14 protein-coding genes and 1 pseudogene are annotated in these 16399 nt (G+C 72.1%); all 15 read left to right on the forward strand.

Features of this window, described 5'->3' with window-relative positions; genetic code table 11:
- Window positions 1-89 precede the first annotated feature (89 nt).
- Complete coding sequence (gene pdxS, locus KME80_RS08280; protein WP_219502163.1) at window positions 90-1016, forward strand: pyridoxal 5'-phosphate synthase lyase subunit PdxS; 927 nt, start codon at window positions 90-92, stop codon at window positions 1014-1016.
- Window positions 1017-1149: 133 nt separating this feature from the next.
- Window positions 1150-2853 (forward strand): alkaline phosphatase D family protein, encoded by a 1704-nt coding sequence (locus KME80_RS08285; RefSeq protein WP_219502164.1) that lies wholly within the window; start codon window positions 1150-1152, stop codon window positions 2851-2853.
- Between the two features lie 74 nt (window positions 2854-2927).
- Entirely contained in the window at window positions 2928-3356 is a 429-nt protein-coding gene (locus tag KME80_RS08290; RefSeq protein WP_219502165.1) for a MarR family winged helix-turn-helix transcriptional regulator, read from the forward strand.
- 10 nt (window positions 3357-3366) lie between these two features.
- Window positions 3367-4542 (forward strand): MFS transporter, encoded by a 1176-nt coding sequence (locus KME80_RS08295; protein WP_246644317.1) that lies wholly within the window; start codon window positions 3367-3369, stop codon window positions 4540-4542.
- Window positions 4543-4546: 4 nt separating this feature from the next.
- The gene (pdxT, locus tag KME80_RS08300; protein ID WP_246644318.1) at window positions 4547-5191 is read left to right on the forward strand and encodes a pyridoxal 5'-phosphate synthase glutaminase subunit PdxT; all 645 of its coding nucleotides are present in this window, start codon (window positions 4547-4549) and stop codon (window positions 5189-5191) included.
- Window positions 5192-5197: 6 nt separating this feature from the next.
- Window positions 5198-5950 (forward strand): YebC/PmpR family DNA-binding transcriptional regulator, encoded by a 753-nt coding sequence (locus KME80_RS08305; RefSeq protein ID WP_219502167.1) that lies wholly within the window; start codon window positions 5198-5200, stop codon window positions 5948-5950.
- Between the two features lie 94 nt (window positions 5951-6044).
- Complete coding sequence (locus KME80_RS08310; protein WP_219502168.1) at window positions 6045-8030, forward strand: carbohydrate ABC transporter permease; 1986 nt, start codon at window positions 6045-6047, stop codon at window positions 8028-8030.
- A gap of 11 nt (window positions 8031-8041) precedes the next feature.
- Window positions 8042-9202 carry a GNAT family N-acetyltransferase gene (locus tag KME80_RS08315; RefSeq protein ID WP_308125658.1) on the forward strand — a complete coding sequence of 387 codons (1161 nt, stop codon included), beginning with the start codon at window positions 8042-8044 and terminating at the stop codon, window positions 9200-9202.
- A 426-nt stretch (window positions 9203-9628) separates the two neighbouring features.
- Window positions 9629-10123 (forward strand): annotated as a pseudogene (ruvC, locus tag KME80_RS08320) (crossover junction endodeoxyribonuclease RuvC); the annotation flags it as partial.
- A 278-nt stretch (window positions 10124-10401) separates the two neighbouring features.
- A complete protein-coding gene (gene ruvA / locus KME80_RS08325; RefSeq protein WP_219502169.1) occupies window positions 10402-11022 on the forward strand; it encodes a Holliday junction branch migration protein RuvA in 621 nt (206 codons plus the stop codon).
- Window positions 11023-11089: 67 nt separating this feature from the next.
- On the forward strand, window positions 11090-12121 hold the full coding sequence (ruvB, locus tag KME80_RS08330) for a Holliday junction branch migration DNA helicase RuvB (RefSeq protein ID WP_219502170.1): 1032 nt from the start codon (window positions 11090-11092) through the stop codon (window positions 12119-12121).
- 218 nt (window positions 12122-12339) lie between these two features.
- The gene (gene yajC, locus KME80_RS08335) at window positions 12340-12696 is read left to right on the forward strand and encodes a preprotein translocase subunit YajC (RefSeq protein ID WP_246644319.1); all 357 of its coding nucleotides are present in this window, start codon (window positions 12340-12342) and stop codon (window positions 12694-12696) included.
- 43 nt (window positions 12697-12739) lie between these two features.
- On the forward strand, window positions 12740-14629 hold the full coding sequence (gene secD / locus KME80_RS08340; protein WP_308125659.1) for a protein translocase subunit SecD: 1890 nt from the start codon (window positions 12740-12742) through the stop codon (window positions 14627-14629).
- A gap of 1 nt (window position 14630) precedes the next feature.
- The gene (secF, locus tag KME80_RS08345; protein ID WP_219502172.1) at window positions 14631-15635 is read left to right on the forward strand and encodes a protein translocase subunit SecF; all 1005 of its coding nucleotides are present in this window, start codon (window positions 14631-14633) and stop codon (window positions 15633-15635) included.
- A gap of 191 nt (window positions 15636-15826) precedes the next feature.
- The gene (locus KME80_RS08350; protein WP_219502173.1) at window positions 15827-16348 is read left to right on the forward strand and encodes an adenine phosphoribosyltransferase; all 522 of its coding nucleotides are present in this window, start codon (window positions 15827-15829) and stop codon (window positions 16346-16348) included.
- The last annotated feature ends 51 nt before the right edge of the window (window positions 16349-16399 follow it).

Genomic DNA, 16399 nt, shown 5'->3' on the forward strand with positions numbered 1-16399 from the left:
AAGCTGACATCGTGGCAGGCGGGGAAGTGCCACATCAGGACCTACCATGGGTTTGATAACTTACCGTTGCCCCCCAGAGCCTCGTGAGGATGACCGTGTCCAGCAGCACGCCCGAAGCCCAGAAGACCGCCGGCCCCGAGACCGGCACCGCCCGTGTGAAGCGCGGCATGGCCGAGATGCTCAAGGGCGGCGTCATCATGGACGTCGTCACCCCTGAGCAGGCCAAGATCGCCGAGGACGCCGGAGCGGTCGCCGTCATGGCCCTGGAGCGGGTGCCCGCCGACATCCGCGCGCAGGGTGGCGTCTCGCGGATGAGCGACCCCGACATGATCGACGGCATCATCGCCGCCGTGTCGATCCCCGTCATGGCCAAGGCCCGCATCGGCCACTTCGTCGAGGCCCGCGTGCTCCAGGCGCTGGGCGTCGACTACGTCGACGAGTCCGAGGTGCTCACCCCGGCCGACTACGCCAACCACATCGACAAGTGGCAGTTCACCGTGCCGTTCGTGTGCGGCGCGACCAACCTGGGCGAGGCGCTGCGCCGCATCACCGAGGGCGCGGCCATGATCCGCTCCAAGGGCGAGGCCGGCACCGGCGACGTGTCCAACGCCGTCACCCACATGCGCACGATCCGCGCCGAGATCAAGCGGCTGACCTCGCTGCCCGAGGACGAGCTGTACGTGGCGGCCAAGGAGCTGCAGGCCCCGTACGAGCTGGTCGCCGAGGTGGCCAGGACGGGCAAGCTGCCGGTCGTGCTGTTCACCGCGGGCGGCATCGCCACCCCGGCCGACGCCGCGATGATGATGCAGCTCGGCGCCGAGGGCGTGTTCGTCGGCTCGGGCATCTTCAAGTCGGGCGACCCGGCAAAGCGCGCCGCGGCGATCGTCAAGGCGACCACCTTCTACGACGACCCGGACGTCATCGCCAAGGTGTCGCGCGGTCTGGGCGAGGCCATGGTCGGCATCAACGTGGACGAGATCCCGCAGCCGCACCGGCTCGCCGAGCGCGGCTGGTAAGGCGAAAACTTCCGTAAAAGGCGGCATCCGCGAAGGATGTCGCCTTTTACGTGTCGCATGGCGTTCACTCATGAGTCATGATCCTGAGTCAGGCTACGCTCGTCCCCGGCCTTGATCGTCTCAAGGAGCAGCCATGCCCGAGCTCAACCGACGGCACTTCCTCGTCACCGGACTGGCGGCGGGCGCCGCGGCGGCCGTTCCCGCCGGCCCCGCCCACGCCCACGCCCACGCCCAGGCCGATCCCGTGCCCGACCCCGCCGCCGAGTCCGCCCAGTCCCTCGCCTCCCGCGGCCTGCGCACCGACCCCTTCACGCTCGGCGTCGCCTCGGGCGACCCCGACCACGACGGCTTCGTGCTGTGGACCCGGCTCGCCCAGGAGCCGCTGGCCGAGGACGGCATGGGCGGCATGCCGAACCGCCCCTTCCCGGTGCTGTGGCAGGTGTACGCCGACGAGCGCTGCCGCCGCCTCGTGCGCGCCGGCGTGGCCGTGGCCGCGCCCGAATGGGGGCACAGCGTGCACGTCGAGGTGGGCCACCTCAGCTCCGGCCGCGAATACTGGTACCGCTTCCGCGTCGGCCCGTACGTCTCGCCCGTCGGCCGGGCGCTGACCGCGCCGCACCCGCTGTCGTACGGCGGCGCGCTCACGATGGCGTTCGCCTCCTGCGCCCAGTACGAGCACGGCTACTTCACCTCCTACCGCCGCATGGCCGAGGACCGCCCCGACATCGTCCTGCACCTGGGCGACTACCAGTACGAGTACAAGCGGGAGACGTACAACAGCCCCGGCGGCAACGTGCGCCACCACGAGGGCCCCGAGACCGAGACGCTGGCCGGCTACCGGCAGCGGCACGCCCAGTACAAGGCCGACCCCGACCTGCAGGCCGCGCACGCCGCCTCGCCGTGGCTGGTCGTGTGGGACGACCACGAGCTGGACAACAACTGGGCCGACGAGGTGCCGGAGAAGCCGGAGATCCCGCAGCCGGGCTTCCTGTCCCGGCGCGAGGCCGCCTTCCGCGCCTACTACGAGAACATGCCGCTGCGCCGCAGGTCCGTGCCGCGCGGCATCGACATGCAGCTCTACCGGCGCGTCCGGTGGGGCCGGATGGCCACCTTCCACATGCTCGACACCCGCCAGTACCGCGACGACCAGGGCTGCGGCGACGGCTACCGCGACTGCCCGGCCGCCGTCGACCCGGCCCGCTCGATCACCGGGGCCGAGCAGGAGGCGTGGCTGCTCGACGGCTTCCGCCACTCGCGCGCCCAGTGGGACATCCTCGGCCAGCAGGTGTTCTTCGCCCAGCGTGACAACAACGCCGGACCCGCCAAGATCACCAGCCAGGACGCCTGGGACGGCTACGTGGCCTCGCGCCGGCGCATCACCCAGGGCTGGATCGACGCCGGGGTGCGCAACCCGGTGGTGCTGACCGGCGACGTGCACGCGCACTGGGCCAGCGACCTCAAGCTCGACTACGACGACCCGACCGGCCCGTCGGTCGGCTCCGAGCTGGTGGCCAGCTCGATCTCCACGGGCGGCGACGGCGCCGACTCCGACCCGGCGGCGCACCCGTTCCTGAAGATCAACCCGCACCTGAAGTTCTACAACAACCAGCGCGGCTACGTGCTGACGCGCATCGAGCGCGACCTGCTCACCGCCGACTTCAAGGTGCTCCCGCAGGTGCGCGAGGCCGGCGCGGAGGCGTACACGCGGGCCACGTACGTGGTCGAGGACCGGGTGCCCGGCGTGCAGCAGACCTACCTGCGCCCGCTCGACCCGGCGCTGCGCAGCCGCACGATGACCGCCGAGGAGACGGTCCGCCTGGAGACCGAACGCCCGTAAGGAGAAGAAGGCGGCCTCCGTGCCGCCTTCTTTCGTTTGTAATACTTAGCTTGGCTAACTTAGACTGGCTAAGTATGAAGGACGCCGAACTCGCGCTCGCCGAACAGGTCTCCACCGTGCTGCGCCACCTGGTGCTGCTCCTGCGGCGCAGCGCCGCGGGCCAGCCGGTCACCAGCCAGCAGTACGCCGTGCTCGGCTCGCTGGAGCCCGGCCCGCGCCGCATGACGGAGCTGGCCGAGGAGCACGCCGTGCAGCTGCCGACCATGAGCGTGCAGATCAACCGGCTGGAGGAGGCCGGTCTCGTGGCGCGGGGCGCCGACCCGGCCGACGCCCGCGTCAGGACCGTCGAGCTCACCGGCGAGGGCCGCGAGCGCCTGCTCGCCGTGCGCCGCGCCAGGATCGCCGCCATCGCGGAGGAGCTGGCCGGGCTCACCGGCGACGAACGCGACACGCTCGCCGCCGCCCTCCCGGTGCTCGCGAAGTTCGGCAGGAAAAATCGGTAAGGAGCATCATTTGTCCGGCGGAATCCTCCGCCAGCCGATGTCCGTGTGGGCCACCGCGTTCGCCGCGGTCGTCGCCTTCATGGGCATCGGGCTGGTCGACCCCATCCTGCCCGCCATCGCCCAGGGCCTCGACGCCACCCCGAGCCAGGTGTCGCTGCTGTTCACCAGCTACTTCCTGGTGACCGCCGTCGCCATGCTCGTCACCGGCTGGGTCTCCAGCCGCATCGGCGGCAAGCGCACGCTGCTGGCCGGCCTCACCCTCGTCGTCGTGTTCGCCGCCCTGGCCGGCACCTCCGGCAGCGTCGCCGAGCTCGTCGGCTTCCGCGCCGGCTGGGGCCTGGGCAACGCCCTGTTCGTCGCCACCGCCCTGGCCGTCATCGTCGGCGCCGCCACCGGCGGCGCCGAATCGGCCGTCATCCTGTACGAGGCCGCGCTCGGCCTGGGCATCTCCCTCGGCCCGCTGGCCGGGGCGCTGCTCGGCGACTGGAACTGGCGCGCCCCCTTCTTCGGCACCGCCACCCTCATGGCCGCCGGGTTCCTGCTCATCCTCACCCTGCTCAAGGCCACCCCGCCGCCCGCCACCAGGACCCGGCTGAGCGCCCCGCTGCGCGCCCTCGCCCACGGCGGCCTGTCCACCACCGCCTTCACCGCGCTGTTCTACAACTTCGCCTTCTTCACCGTGCTCGCCTTCACCCCGTTCATCCTCGGCATGAGCCCGTACGGCATCGGCGCCGTCTTCTTCGGCTGGGGCGTCTGCGTCGCCCTCGCCTCGGTGCTCGGCGCACCCGCGCTGCGCCGCCGCCTCGGCCCGGTCGGCGTGCTCCACCTGGCGCTCGCGCTGCTGGCCGTGGGCCAGATCGGCATCGCCGTCACCGCCTCGGCCGGGCAGCACGCCGGAATCGTCGCCTTCACCGTGCTGACCGGCGTCCCGATCGGGCTCTGCAACACCGTCTTCACCGAATCGGCCATGGAGGTCTCCGACGCGCCCCGGCCCGTCGCCTCCGCCGGCTACAACTTCGTCCGCTGGATGGGCGGCGCCCTGGCCCCGTACCTCGCCACCAAGCTCGGCGAGGACCTCGGCACGCCCGTCCCGTACCTGCTCGGCGCGCTGTGCTGCGGCGTGGGCATGGCCGTGCTGTTCACCCGCAGGCACCACCTCGGCGCGCTCGCCCCCGCCGTCGTGTAGGAAGATGTCCGGGGCCCGTGACGTTGAAAGCGGTGTCGGCTCATCAGGCGGAAGGAAGAACGTGCCCTCGATCGGTGTACTCGCCCTGCAAGGAGACGTGCGCGAGCACGTGCGCATGCTCCGGGAAGCGGGCGCGACGGCCACAACCGTGCGCCGGCCCGCCGAGCTCGACGCCGTCGACGCGCTCGTCATCCCCGGCGGCGAGTCGACCACCATCTGGAAGCTCGCCGACACCTTCGACCTGCTCGAACCCCTGCGCCTGCGGATCAAGTCCGGCATGCCCGCCTACGGCTCCTGCGCCGGCATGATCATGCTGGCCGACCGCATCGAGGACGGCATCGCCGGTCAGCAGACGTTCGGCGGCATCGACATGGTCGTGCGCCGCAACGCCTTCGGCCGCCAGGTCGACTCCTTCGAGGCCGATCTCGACTTCGCGGGCGAGCCCGTGCACGCCATCTTCATCCGCGCGCCGTGGGTCGAATCCGTCGGATCGGGCGTCACAGTGCTGGGCAGGGCCGAGCCTGGGGATAGGATCGTCGCGGTCCGGCAAGGATCGCTGCTCGCGACCTCGTTCCACCCGGAGCTCACGGGTGACACGCGCGTGCACCGGTATTTCGTAGACATGGTTGTATCGACAGTGAGGGACTAGTAGCCGATGTCCGGCCACTCCAAATGGGCGACGACGAAGCACAAGAAGGCCGCACTCGACGCCAAGCGCGGCAAGCTGTTCGCCAAGCTCATCAAGAACATCGAGGTGGCGGCCAGGACCGGCGGCCCTGACCCGGACGCCAACCCGACGCTCTTCGACGCCATCTTCAAGGCGAAGAAGAACTCGGTGCCCAACGACAACATCGAACGGGCCCGCAAGCGCGGCGGCGGCCTGGAGGCGGGCGGCGCCGACTGGCAGACCATCATGTACGAGGGCTACGCGCCCGGCGGCGTCGCGGTGCTCATCGAGTGCCTCACCGACAACCGCAACCGCGCCGCCTCCGAGGTGCGCGTCGCGCTCACCCGCAACGGCGGCTCCCTGGCCGACCCCGGCTCGGTGTCCTACATGTTCAACCGCAAGGGCGTCGTGCTCGTCCCCAAGAACGGCCTCGACGAGGACACCGTCCTCATGGCCGTGCTGGAGGCGGGCGCCGAGGAGGTCAACGACCTCGGCGACTCCTTCGAGGTCGTCTCCGAGGCCGGTGACCTCGTCCCCGTACGCAAGGCGCTCCAGGAGGCCGGGATCGACTACGACTCGGCCGAGTCGAGCTTCCTGCCGACGATGAGCGTGCCCCTCGACGAGGAGGGCGCCAAGAAGGTCTTCCGCCTCATCGAGGCGCTGGAGGACAGCGACGACGTGCAGAACGTCTTCGCCAACTTCGACGTCTCCGACGAGGTCATGGAGAAGCTCGACGCCTGACGCGCGCCCCCGCCCCGCGCGGGGGCCGGCGGGCGCTGTGACATTCGCCCGTCGCGTAGCCGCGCCGCCGCGAGTCGGCGTAAGGTCGGGCGTCGTGACCTCCCGCACCGCCACCGAACCCCCGCCGCGCGCACTGGGCTGGCTGCTCCTCATGCCCGCCGTCATCGGCATGCTGATCACGCTGGTCCTGCCCACCGTGCAGACGATCGCCTTCAGCTTCGAGAGGGGCGGGCTCACCGGGCCCAGCACGTTCGTCGGACTGGACAACTACGGCACGGCCTTCGACGCCGAAGGCCCGTTCTGGCCGGCCCTGGGCTTCACCCTGTCGATCACGCTCATGCCGCTCCTCGTGGCGCTCGTGGTCGCCCCGCTGCTGGCGCTCGCCCTGGACCGGGCCGGCACCTGGCCCCGGCGCGCCGGGCGCGTCGCGCTGTCGCTAGCCCTCGTGACGTTCTCGCCGACGGCCGTGGCCGCCTCCTGGCTGCGTGGCCTCGACCCGCGCACCGGCGGCCTGACCGCCGTGGCCCGCGAGCTGTCCCGGCCGGACACCGCCCCCGGGGCCTTCCGGCTGATCTTCGCGGCGGCCATGTTCGGCGTCGTGTGCGCGCTCGCCGTGATGGCGTTCCTGCCCGCGCTGCGCGGCGGGACCGTGACCCGCTCGATGCTCGCCGTCGGCGCCCTGGTCGCGCTCGCCGCCGTCGCCGCCGGGCTCCAGACGTTCACGATGAGCCTCACCCTCACGCAGGGCGGGCCGCTCGACTCGACCCAGACGCTCGCACTGCTGCAGCACACCTTCGCCTTCAAGACCATCCGGCTCGGCCTCGGCGCCTCCGTCGCGACCGTCCTGGGCGTCCTGCTCGCCGTCCTGGGCGTCGTCGCCGCCGTCATCGCCGCCGCGAGCGGCCTGCGCATCACCCTCACCCCCCGCCGCCCCCTGATCCCCGCCTCGGCCGCCGCCGGGCAGGGGCTCGGGCTCGGGAAGATCCCGAGCACCGTCCCGCCCTCCGCGTACGCACCCGGCCCCCGCCCGGGGGACACCCCAGCGGCCGCCGGGCACGCGCCTGGCACCGGGCCGGGCAGCGCCCCCTCCGCCGGATACGCGCCCGGCGCCGGTCAGGGGGGCGCCTCCGCCCCCGCAGGGCACGCGGCCGGGGGCGGGTTCTTCACGCCGGGCGGTGGCGCGTCCGCTCCCGGCGGCGGTTTCCCCGGTGGGCCTTCAGCTCCCCGCGACGGCTTTCCCGGTGGGCCTTCCGCTCCCGGTGGCGGCCCGTTCCCGTACGGCGCCGAGGCTTCCGGGCCCGGGGCGGGGGAGCGGCGGGCGTCGCCCGCGGCGGTGGCCGTGGGCGTGGCGGCGCTGGTCGTCGTCACCGCCGTGACGCTCTGGCTGACCTGGCCGTGGGTGGCGGCGCTGTTCGAGCCCGGGGAGGAGCGCGGCCTGCCGCCGGGGCTGCGCACGCACCTCAACACCTGGGTCCCCGCCCTGGTGGGCGCCGTGGTGTCGGTCGGCGTGGCGTACCTGGCCGCGCTCGGCATCGGCGGGCTGCGGCCGCTCGGCCGGGGCAGCGAGTGGCTGCTGCTGCCGTTCGCGCCGTGGCTGTTCGTCGGCGACGGCCCACTCAGCATCGCCAACTGGAACACCCTGCGCGGCCTCGGCCTCATCGACACGTTCGTCGCGCTGATCCCGCCGCTGCTCGTCAGCGTGCCCGCGCTGCTCGTGCTGACGCTGCTGTGCAAGGGCCTGGCCGCCGCGAACGAGCGCGACTTCCTCAGCGGCGTCCTGCTGCCCTCGCTGCCCATGGCGGGCATCCTGGTGCTGGCCGTCACGTTCGTGAACGCCCAGGACCTGCTGTGGCCCCTCCTGGCGGTCCAGGACCCGGCCCTGGCCACCGCCCCGGCCGTCCAGGCGATGGCGCTGTCCCAGTTCGCCGGCGGACCGGCCCCGGCCGGGCTCGCCACCCCGCTGGTCGTCGTCGTGCTCATGCTGGCCGCCGCCGTCGCCGCGCAACTGCTCTACCTGGACCGGCTGGCCGTCACCACCGGCCGCGAAACCCGTTCGCGGGGGAGTGCCCCGGCTGCGTAGGTTGGGGCACTGTGGAGATCCGTGACCTGACGGCCGACGACCTGGACGCCGCCCTCGACATCCGTAAGCGCTCCTTCGGGCTGCTGTCCGCCGCCGACGTGCGGAGCTGGCGCGCGACCGTGCTGCCCGGCCTGCCCGAAGGCCGCTACCTCGGCGCCTTCGACGGCGACCGGCTGACCGCCACCACCCGGCTGAGACCGTTCACCCAGTGGTGGCACGGCAGGCCGCAGTCACTGGCGGGGGTCGCCAGCGTCACGGTCAGCCCGGAGGACCGGGGCCGCGGCCTGGGCACCATGATCATGCGCGCGGCCCTGGACCGCGCCGTCACGCTCGGCGACGCCGTGGCCGCCCTCTACCCGGCCACGACGCCGATCTACCGCAAGCTCGGCTTCGAGCACGCCGGGGCGCGGCACATCGTGACGCTGCGCGCCGAGGATCTGCGCGTCCTCGCGCCGTCGCAGCAGGTCAAGCTGCGCCGCATGGGCCCCGACGACGCGGCCGAGGTGATCTCGGTCCTGCACCGGGTGCACGGCGCCGCCCGCTCCAGCGGCCCCATCTCCTGGGACGAGACGATCTGGCGGCAGTGGCTCGCCGAGGAGGACGACTTCCTCTACCTGGCCGCCGACGGCTTCCTCGTCTACCGCTGGAGCGGCGGCGACATGGAGGTCGACAACCTGGTGGCGGGCTCCGCCGACACCGCCGCCGCGCTGTGGTCGCTGGTGGGCACCGCCTCCTCGATCGCCAAACGGGTGGTCGCCACCGTCGCCCCCGACGACCCGGTGCTGTGGCTGCTGCGCGAGCGCGGCAAGGAGACGGTCGAGCAGACCCGGTGGATGTTCCGGGTGCTCGACCTGGCCGCCGCGATCGAGCGAAGGGGCTATCCGGCGGGCGTGTCGGCGGCCGCCGTGGTGCGGGTGGACGACCCGCTGCGCCCGGCCAACTCCGGCGTCTGGCGGCTGGAGTTCTCCGGCGGCTCCGGCGCGGCCACCCGGCTCGACCGCGACCCCGGGGACGGCGTCCCGCTGCTCGGGATCAACGCCCTGTCCGCCCTCTACTCCGGCGTCCCGGCCGCCACGCTGCGCCGCAGCGGCCTGATGTCCGGCGACGAACGCCACGACGAGGTGCTCGACACCGTCTTCGCCGCCAAGCCGTACATGCTGGACTACTTCTAACCCGCCCACCTCGCCGGGCTCGCCCACCCCGAGGGGTTGCCATCCCGGAGGGGCCCGCACTCCCGGAGGGGTTTGCCCGCCCGGAGGGGAGTTCGCCCCATCCTGAGGGGCTCGCCCACCCGAGCGGCCTGGCGGACCCGATGAACCCCCGGCGGCCCCGATAGGCCACGGCGGGCCACTCGACCGGCCCCCGGGGGCCTCGACCGGCCCCGGGGGCCACGGCGGGTCAGTCGATCAGCCCCCGGGGCCCCGACTGACTGGCCGGGCCACCCCCCGATGGGCCACGGCGGGCCACTCCCGATGGCCACGGGCGGACGCCAGTTCGGTGGACCGGGTGCTTCCGGCGGGCGTTTCCCGGTGCGCGACCGGGCCCGCCGGGGTAGAGTCTCGTGCCGAACAGGTGTTCGGCGAACGGGAGGCAGACCGGTGCGGGTGTTGGGCGTCGATCCGGGGCTGACCCGGTGCGGCATCGGGGCCGTCGAGGGCCGCCCCGGCGCGCCGCTCGGGCTGGTCGCCGTCGGGGTGATCCGCACGGGCGCCGACGAGGAGCTGGGCGCACGCCTGGTGGGCATCGAGGCGGGGATCGAGAGCTGGCTCGACGACGTACGCCCCGACGCGGTCGCCGTGGAGCGCGTCTTCAGCCAGCACAACGTGCGCACCGTGATGGGCACCGCCCAGGCCGCCGGCATCGCGGTGCTGTGCGCCGCCCGGCGCGGCCTCCCGGTGGCGCTGCACACGCCCTCCGAGGTCAAGGCCGCCATCACCGGGAGCGGCACGGCCGACAAGAAGCAGATCGGCGCCATGGTGACGCGGCTGCTGCGCCTCAAGGAGATGCCCAAGCCCGCCGACGCGGCCGACGCGCTGGCGCTGGCCATCTGCCACGTGTGGCGCGGCGGCCCGCAGCATCGCCTGGCCGAGGCCCTGGCCACCGCCCGCCGCCGCACCACCGCCCAGCCCGCCCCGGCACGGCAGCCCGTACGGCCCCGGCAGTCCGCCCCGACGCGGGAGCCCGCCCCGACACCAGAGTCCGCCGCGCCCCGGCAGTCCCGCCCACCCGTGCAGCCGGGCCAACCCGTAGAGCCCGGGAAGCACGTGCAGCCAGGACAACCCGTACAGCCTGGACAATCCGTACAGCCGAATCAGTCCGAACAGCCCGTCGTGGCGCGGCGGTCCGGTGGGCGTGGCGAGGGGAGCGCGTCGTGATCGCGTCGGTGGCCGGCCGGGTGGCCGCGATCGCTCCCGACGGGGCGGTCATCGAGGTCGGCGGCGTCGGCATCCTGACCCACTGCACCCCCGGCACGCTTGCCACGCTCCGTCTGGGCGAGGAGGCCCGGCTGGCCACCTCGCTGGTGGTGCGCGAGGAGTCGCTGACGCTGTACGGGTTCGCGACCGACGACGAGCGGGCCGTGTTCGAGCTGCTGCAGACGGCCAGCGGCGTCGGGCCCAAGCTGGCGCTGGCGATGCTCGCCGTCCACACGCCCAACGCGCTGCGGGTCGCCGTGGCCGCCGCCGATCTCAAGGCGCTCACGCAGGTCCCGGGCATCGGGCAGAAGGGCGCGCAGCGGATCGTGCTGGAGCTCAAGGACCGCCTCGGCACCCCGGAGGAGGCCGTCAACGCGGCGATCCGCGGCGAGCGGCGCGTGGCGCTGTGGCGCGACCAGGTGCACTCGGGCCTGGTCGGGCTGGGCTATTCGGCGCGCGACGCCGACGAGGCCGTGGCCGCGGTGGAGCCCGAGGCCGACGCCGAGGTGGCCGCCGGGCGCACCCCGCAGGTGGCCGCGCTGCTCAAGTCGGCGCTGCGCGCGCTGAGCGTGCGATGAAGCCCGGTGGCGCGGGCGGTCCCGGCGCGGTGGGATGCTGGAGGGCGACGCGGGAGGCGGGTGAGACGTGAGTTTCGAACGGGAGCTGGTGTCGCCCGACGCCGGCGGCGACGAGCTGCAGATCGAGGCCGCGCTGCGGCCCAAGCGGCTGGCGGAGTTCATCGGCCAGTCCCGGGTCAGGGAGCAGCTGTCGCTGGTGCTGGAGAGCGCGCTGCGCCGGCAGCGCCCGCCCGACCACGTGCTGATGAGCGGCTCGCCGGGGCTCGGCAAGACGACGCTCGCCATGATCATCGCGGCGGAGCTGGGCGCCCCGCTGCGCATCACCTCGGGCCCGGCGCTGGAGCGGGCCGGCGACCTGGCGGCGATCCTGTCGACGCTGGCCGAGGGCGAGGTGCTGTTCATCGACGAGATCCACCGGATGGCCAGGCCCGCCGAGGAGATGCTCTACCTGGCGATGGAGGACTTCCGGGTCGACATCGTGGTCGGCAAGGGGCCGGGCGCGACCGCGATCCCGCTGGAGATCGCGCCGTTCACGCTGGTCGGCGCCACGACCCGGGCGGGGCTGCTGCCCGCGCCGCTGCGTGACAGGTTCGGCTTCACCGCGCACATGGACTTCTACGAGCCCGAGGAGCTGGAGCTGGTGCTGCACCGCTCGGCCGGGCTGCTGGGCGTCGACCTGCCGGAGGAGGGCGCCCGCGAGATCGCCGGCCGCTCGCGCGGCACGCCCCGCATCGCCAACCGGCTGCTGCGCCGGGTGCGCGACTTCGCCGACGTGCGCGCCGGCGGGGTCATCGACCGGGAGATCGCGGCGGCGGCGCTCAATCTTTACGAAGTCGATGCCGAAGGGCTCGACCGGCTCGACCGGGCGGTGCTGGGCGCGCTGCTGCGCAAGTTCGGCGGCGGGCCCGTCGGGCTGTCGACGCTGGCCGTGGCCGTGGGCGAGGAGCCGGAGACCGTGGAGGTGGTGGCCGAGCCGTTCCTGGTGCGCCAGGGGCTGCTCGCGCGCACGCCGCGCGGCCGGGTGGCCACCGCCGCCGCCTGGACGCACCTAGGCATGACCCCCCCACCACATGCATTCGGAGCGACATCTCTCGACTGATTACAGAACGGTTGCAACCGTTTCAAATTGGGAACTTCCCCGCGCGCCGAAACGCTGCTTCGTTGCCGCGTTTCGCAACAACCGCCTACACTCCGTGGCTTGGCTGGCTGTGTAGGCTGACGGGCTGAGCGGCGCGGCCCGAAGCAACGCACGGAATTTCCGGCGCGAGGCCGGTGTCAAACTTCTTTGTACGAGATGGAAGGTCGCCCCTGATGGACATGGGACAACTCGGAAGCATCCTGCCGCTGATCCTTCTGGTGGTGGTGTTCTACTTCCTGCTGATCCGCCCGCAGCGCAAGCGCCAGCAGGAGGCGATCAAGATGCAGAACTCCTTGACGCCCGGCACCCGCGTGATGACGACCACCGGCCTGTTCGCCACGGTCGTCGTGGTGGACAACGAGGACGTCGTCCTTGAGGTGGCCCCCGGCATCGAGACCCGCTGGGTCAAGGCCGCCATCGGCCGCGTCGTGACGCCGGGTGAGCCGGTGGCCGACGAGCCCGCCGCGGATGAGAGCGATGACACCGTCACCGGTGAGAGCGGCACCGCCGACGGTGAGGACTCCAAGAAGTCCTGAGAAGGCTCAGCCACCAACCCCTATCCGAAAGAACTGACGACCAGTGGCCCGACCGACCAGCAGCCACAGCAAGCCGGGGCGCACGCTCCTGCTGCTCCTGGCGCTCATCCTCGCCCTGGCCGGGACGATGTTCTTGCAGAAGGCGTACACGCCCAAGCTGGGACTCGACCTCGCCGGCGGCACGACGGTGACGCTGTCACCCGTCACCCAGACCGGTGCGGCTCCGCCTGAGGAGATCCTTGACCGCGCGGTCAACATCATCCGCGACCGGGTCAACGGCACCGGCATCTCCGACGCAGAGGTCGCCAAGTCCGGCGACAACATCATCATCTCGATCCCGGGCGTCGGGCAGAGCGAGGCCATCAAGCTGGTCGCCACCACCGCGGAGCTGCGGTTCCGGCAGGTGCTCTGGATGGAGATGACGCAGCTCGGCCAGGAGCAGCTCGCCACCGAGGCCCCGACGCCCAGCGGCTCCGCGTCGCCGGGCGTCTCCTCCTCGCCCGGCGCCTCCCCCGACGCGTCGCCCGACGCCACCCCGGCCTCGCCGGACGCCTCCCCCGACGCCACCCCGACCACCACGGTGCAGCCCCGGTCGATGCCCTCGCGCTCGCCGGGCGGCAACCAGCCCAGCGCGTCCCCGACGGGCAAGGCCCTGTCGTCGGCGCTGACCTCGCCCGTCCCGAGCCCGTCGCAGACGGCGAGACAGGGCGACGACCGTCAGGGCGACGACAAGCAGGGTGACAAGCAAGGCGACCAAAAGGGTGACCAGAAGGGCGACCAGAAGGCCGCGACGCCGACCCCGGAGCCCTCTCAGGACCCCAACGCCGGCATCAACACCGATGGCGTCGACCCGGCGGTGCTCAAGCAGTTCCACGCGCTCGACTGCACCGACCCGAAGAACCGGGGCCAGGGCGTCCAGGACGACCCGAACAAGCAGTACGCCGCCTGTGAGTCGGACGGCAGCTTCAAGTACATTCTCGACGTCGCCAAGGTCGTCGGCACCGACATCGACACCGCGACCTCCGGCGTCCAGCAGGGCAGCACCGAGTGGGTCGTCCAGCTCGACTTCAAGAGCAAGGGCGCGACGGAGTGGAGCAAGCTCACCTCGGCCGCCTTTAACTCCCAGGAGCCGCGCAACAAGGTCGCGGTCGTCCTCGACGGCGTGGTCATCACCGCCCCCAACATCATCAGCCCGATTCCCGGCGGACGCGCCGAGATCACCGGCGGCTTCGATCAGCAGAGCGCCGGTGAGCTGGCCGAGCAGCTCAAGTACGGCGCGCTCCCGCTGAAGTTCGAGCGCAGCTCCATCGACACCGTCTCCTCGACGCTGGGCCAGGACCAGCTCGAAGGCGGCCTCGTCTCCGGCATCATCGGCCTGGCGCTGGTCGTCGTCTACTGCCTCCTCTACTACCGCGGCCTGGGCATCGTCGCCGTGCTGAGCCTCGTGGTGGCCTCGATCCTCACCTACACCGCGGTCGTCGTGCTCGGCCACAACGCCGGCTTCCGGCTGTCGCTGCCGCACATCATCGGCCTGGTGGTCTCGATCGGCATCACGGCCGACTCCTTCATCGTGTACTTCGAACGCATCCGTGACGAGATGAAGGAAGGCAGGCGGTCGCTGCGCGCGGCCGTCGAGGTGGCCTGGGTCCGCGCGAGGCGCACGATCCTGATCGCCGACGCCGTCATGTTCATCGCCGCGGTGGTGCTCTACCTGCTGGCGGTCGGCGGTGTGGCGGGATTCGCGTTCGCGATGGGCCTGACCACGCTGATCGACATCGTGGTGGTGTTCATGTTCACGAAGCCGTTCATCGCGTTGCTGGCGAGGGTGAAGTTCTTCGCCAAGGGGCACCCGCTGTCCGGTCTGGACGCCGAGCGCATGAGCCTCGACTCCTCCACCGGCTCCGGCCACAAGACCACCCCGCAGGAGGCCTGAGATGGGACTGGGGCGTCGCCTCTATCGGGGCGAGATCGACGTCGACTTCGTCGGCAAGTGGCGGCTGTGGTACAGCCTGTCGGGCATCCTGCTGGCGATCTCCATCGCCGGTCTGCTGATCAACGGGCTCAACCTGGGCGTCGAGTTCAAGGGCGGATCGGTCTTCTCCTGGCAGCCGAAGACGACGGTCGGCATCGAGCAGGTCCGCGAGACGTTCCTGGACGAGGGCGTGCACCAGCCGATCGTGCAGACGGCCGGCGAGCGCTACCGGGTCACGACCGAGACGCTGCCCGAGAGCAAGACCCTCGAGCTGCAGAGCGTCATCGCCAAGGAGTACGGCGTCACGGTCGACGACGTCAACATCCAGTCGATCGGCGCCTCGTGGGGCGGTGAGGTGTCCACCAAGGCCTGGTGGGGCCTGGCCGTCTTCATGGTGGCGATCATCCTGTACCTGTCGATGGCGTTCGAGCCGAAGATGGCGCTGGCGGCGATCGTCGCGCTCATCCACGACCTGGTCATCACGGCCGGCATCTACGCCTGGTCGGGCTTCGAGGTCACGCCGGCGACGCTGCTGGGCTTCCTGACGATCCTCGGCTACTCGCTGTACGACGCGGTCGTGGTGTTCGACATGATCAAGGAGGTCACGGCCAAGCTGGGCGCGACGTCGAAGCAGACCTACTCGATGGCGGCCAACGACGCCCTGAACCACACGCTGATCCGCTCGCTCAACACCTCGCTGGTGGCGATCCTGCCGGTGGCGGCGATCCTGTTCATCGGCACCACGGTGCTGGGCGCGGGCACGCTGAAGGACCTGTCGCTGGCCCTGTTCGTCGGCATGATCGTCGGCACCTACTCCTCGATCTGCGTGGCCACGCCGCTGCTGGTGACGCTCAAGGAGCGGGAGCCGCGCTACCAGGCCATCGCCCGCCGGCTGGCCTCCACCGGGGGCGGCAAGGGCGCCAAGGGGTCGAAGGGCTCCAGGAGCGCGGCCACGGCCAAGGGCTGACCGCTTCGCCGACGCCCCCGCCCATGCGACCGGGCGGGGGCGTCCGCGCGTCTGAACGCCCCCGTGAGTGCGTCTGAACGCCCCCTGAGCGCTCGCGGGGCCGCGGGTGGGCTCCGGGGGCGCTGGTCGGATTACCGCCCGTCATGGGCCATCATGGAGCCCGCAAGCGTGGACAGCCCCCGAGGAGTGACGTGAAGACCGAGCTGAGCACGATGATCCTGGAGCGCATCCGGGACATCCCCGACTATCCGCAGCCCGGGGTGCTGTTCAAGGACATCACCCCGCTGCTGGACGACCCGGTGGCGTTCGCGGCCGTGGTGGACGAGCTGGCGGGGCTGCACGAGGTCGACAAGATCGTCGGCATCGAGGCGCGCGGCTTCATCCTGGCCGCCCCGGTCGCCTACCGGGCCGCCGCGGGATTCGTGCCGGTCAGGAAGAAGGGCAAACTGCCTGCCGCCACGCTGGAGGCGTCCTACGATCTGGAGTACGGTTCCGCGACCATCGAGGTGCACGCCGACGCGTTCCAGCCCGGCGACCGCGTCCTCATCGTCGACGACGTGCTGGCCACCGGCGGCACGGCGGAGGCGACGGTCGAGCTGGTGCGCAGGGCCGGAGCCGAGGTCGTCGGCGTGGCCGTCCTCATGGAGCTCGCCTTCCTCAAGGGGCGCGAGCGCCTGACGGGGGTGGAGACCCACGCCCTGGTGATCGTCTGAGCAGGACCCGCGGCGGCCCAGGTTCGCCGCCTGGATACACTGGGGGACCTG

It is taken from the genome of Nonomuraea ceibae (genome assembly GCF_019396325.1).
GTDB lineage: Bacteria > Actinomycetota > Actinomycetes > Streptosporangiales > Streptosporangiaceae > Nonomuraea > Nonomuraea ceibae.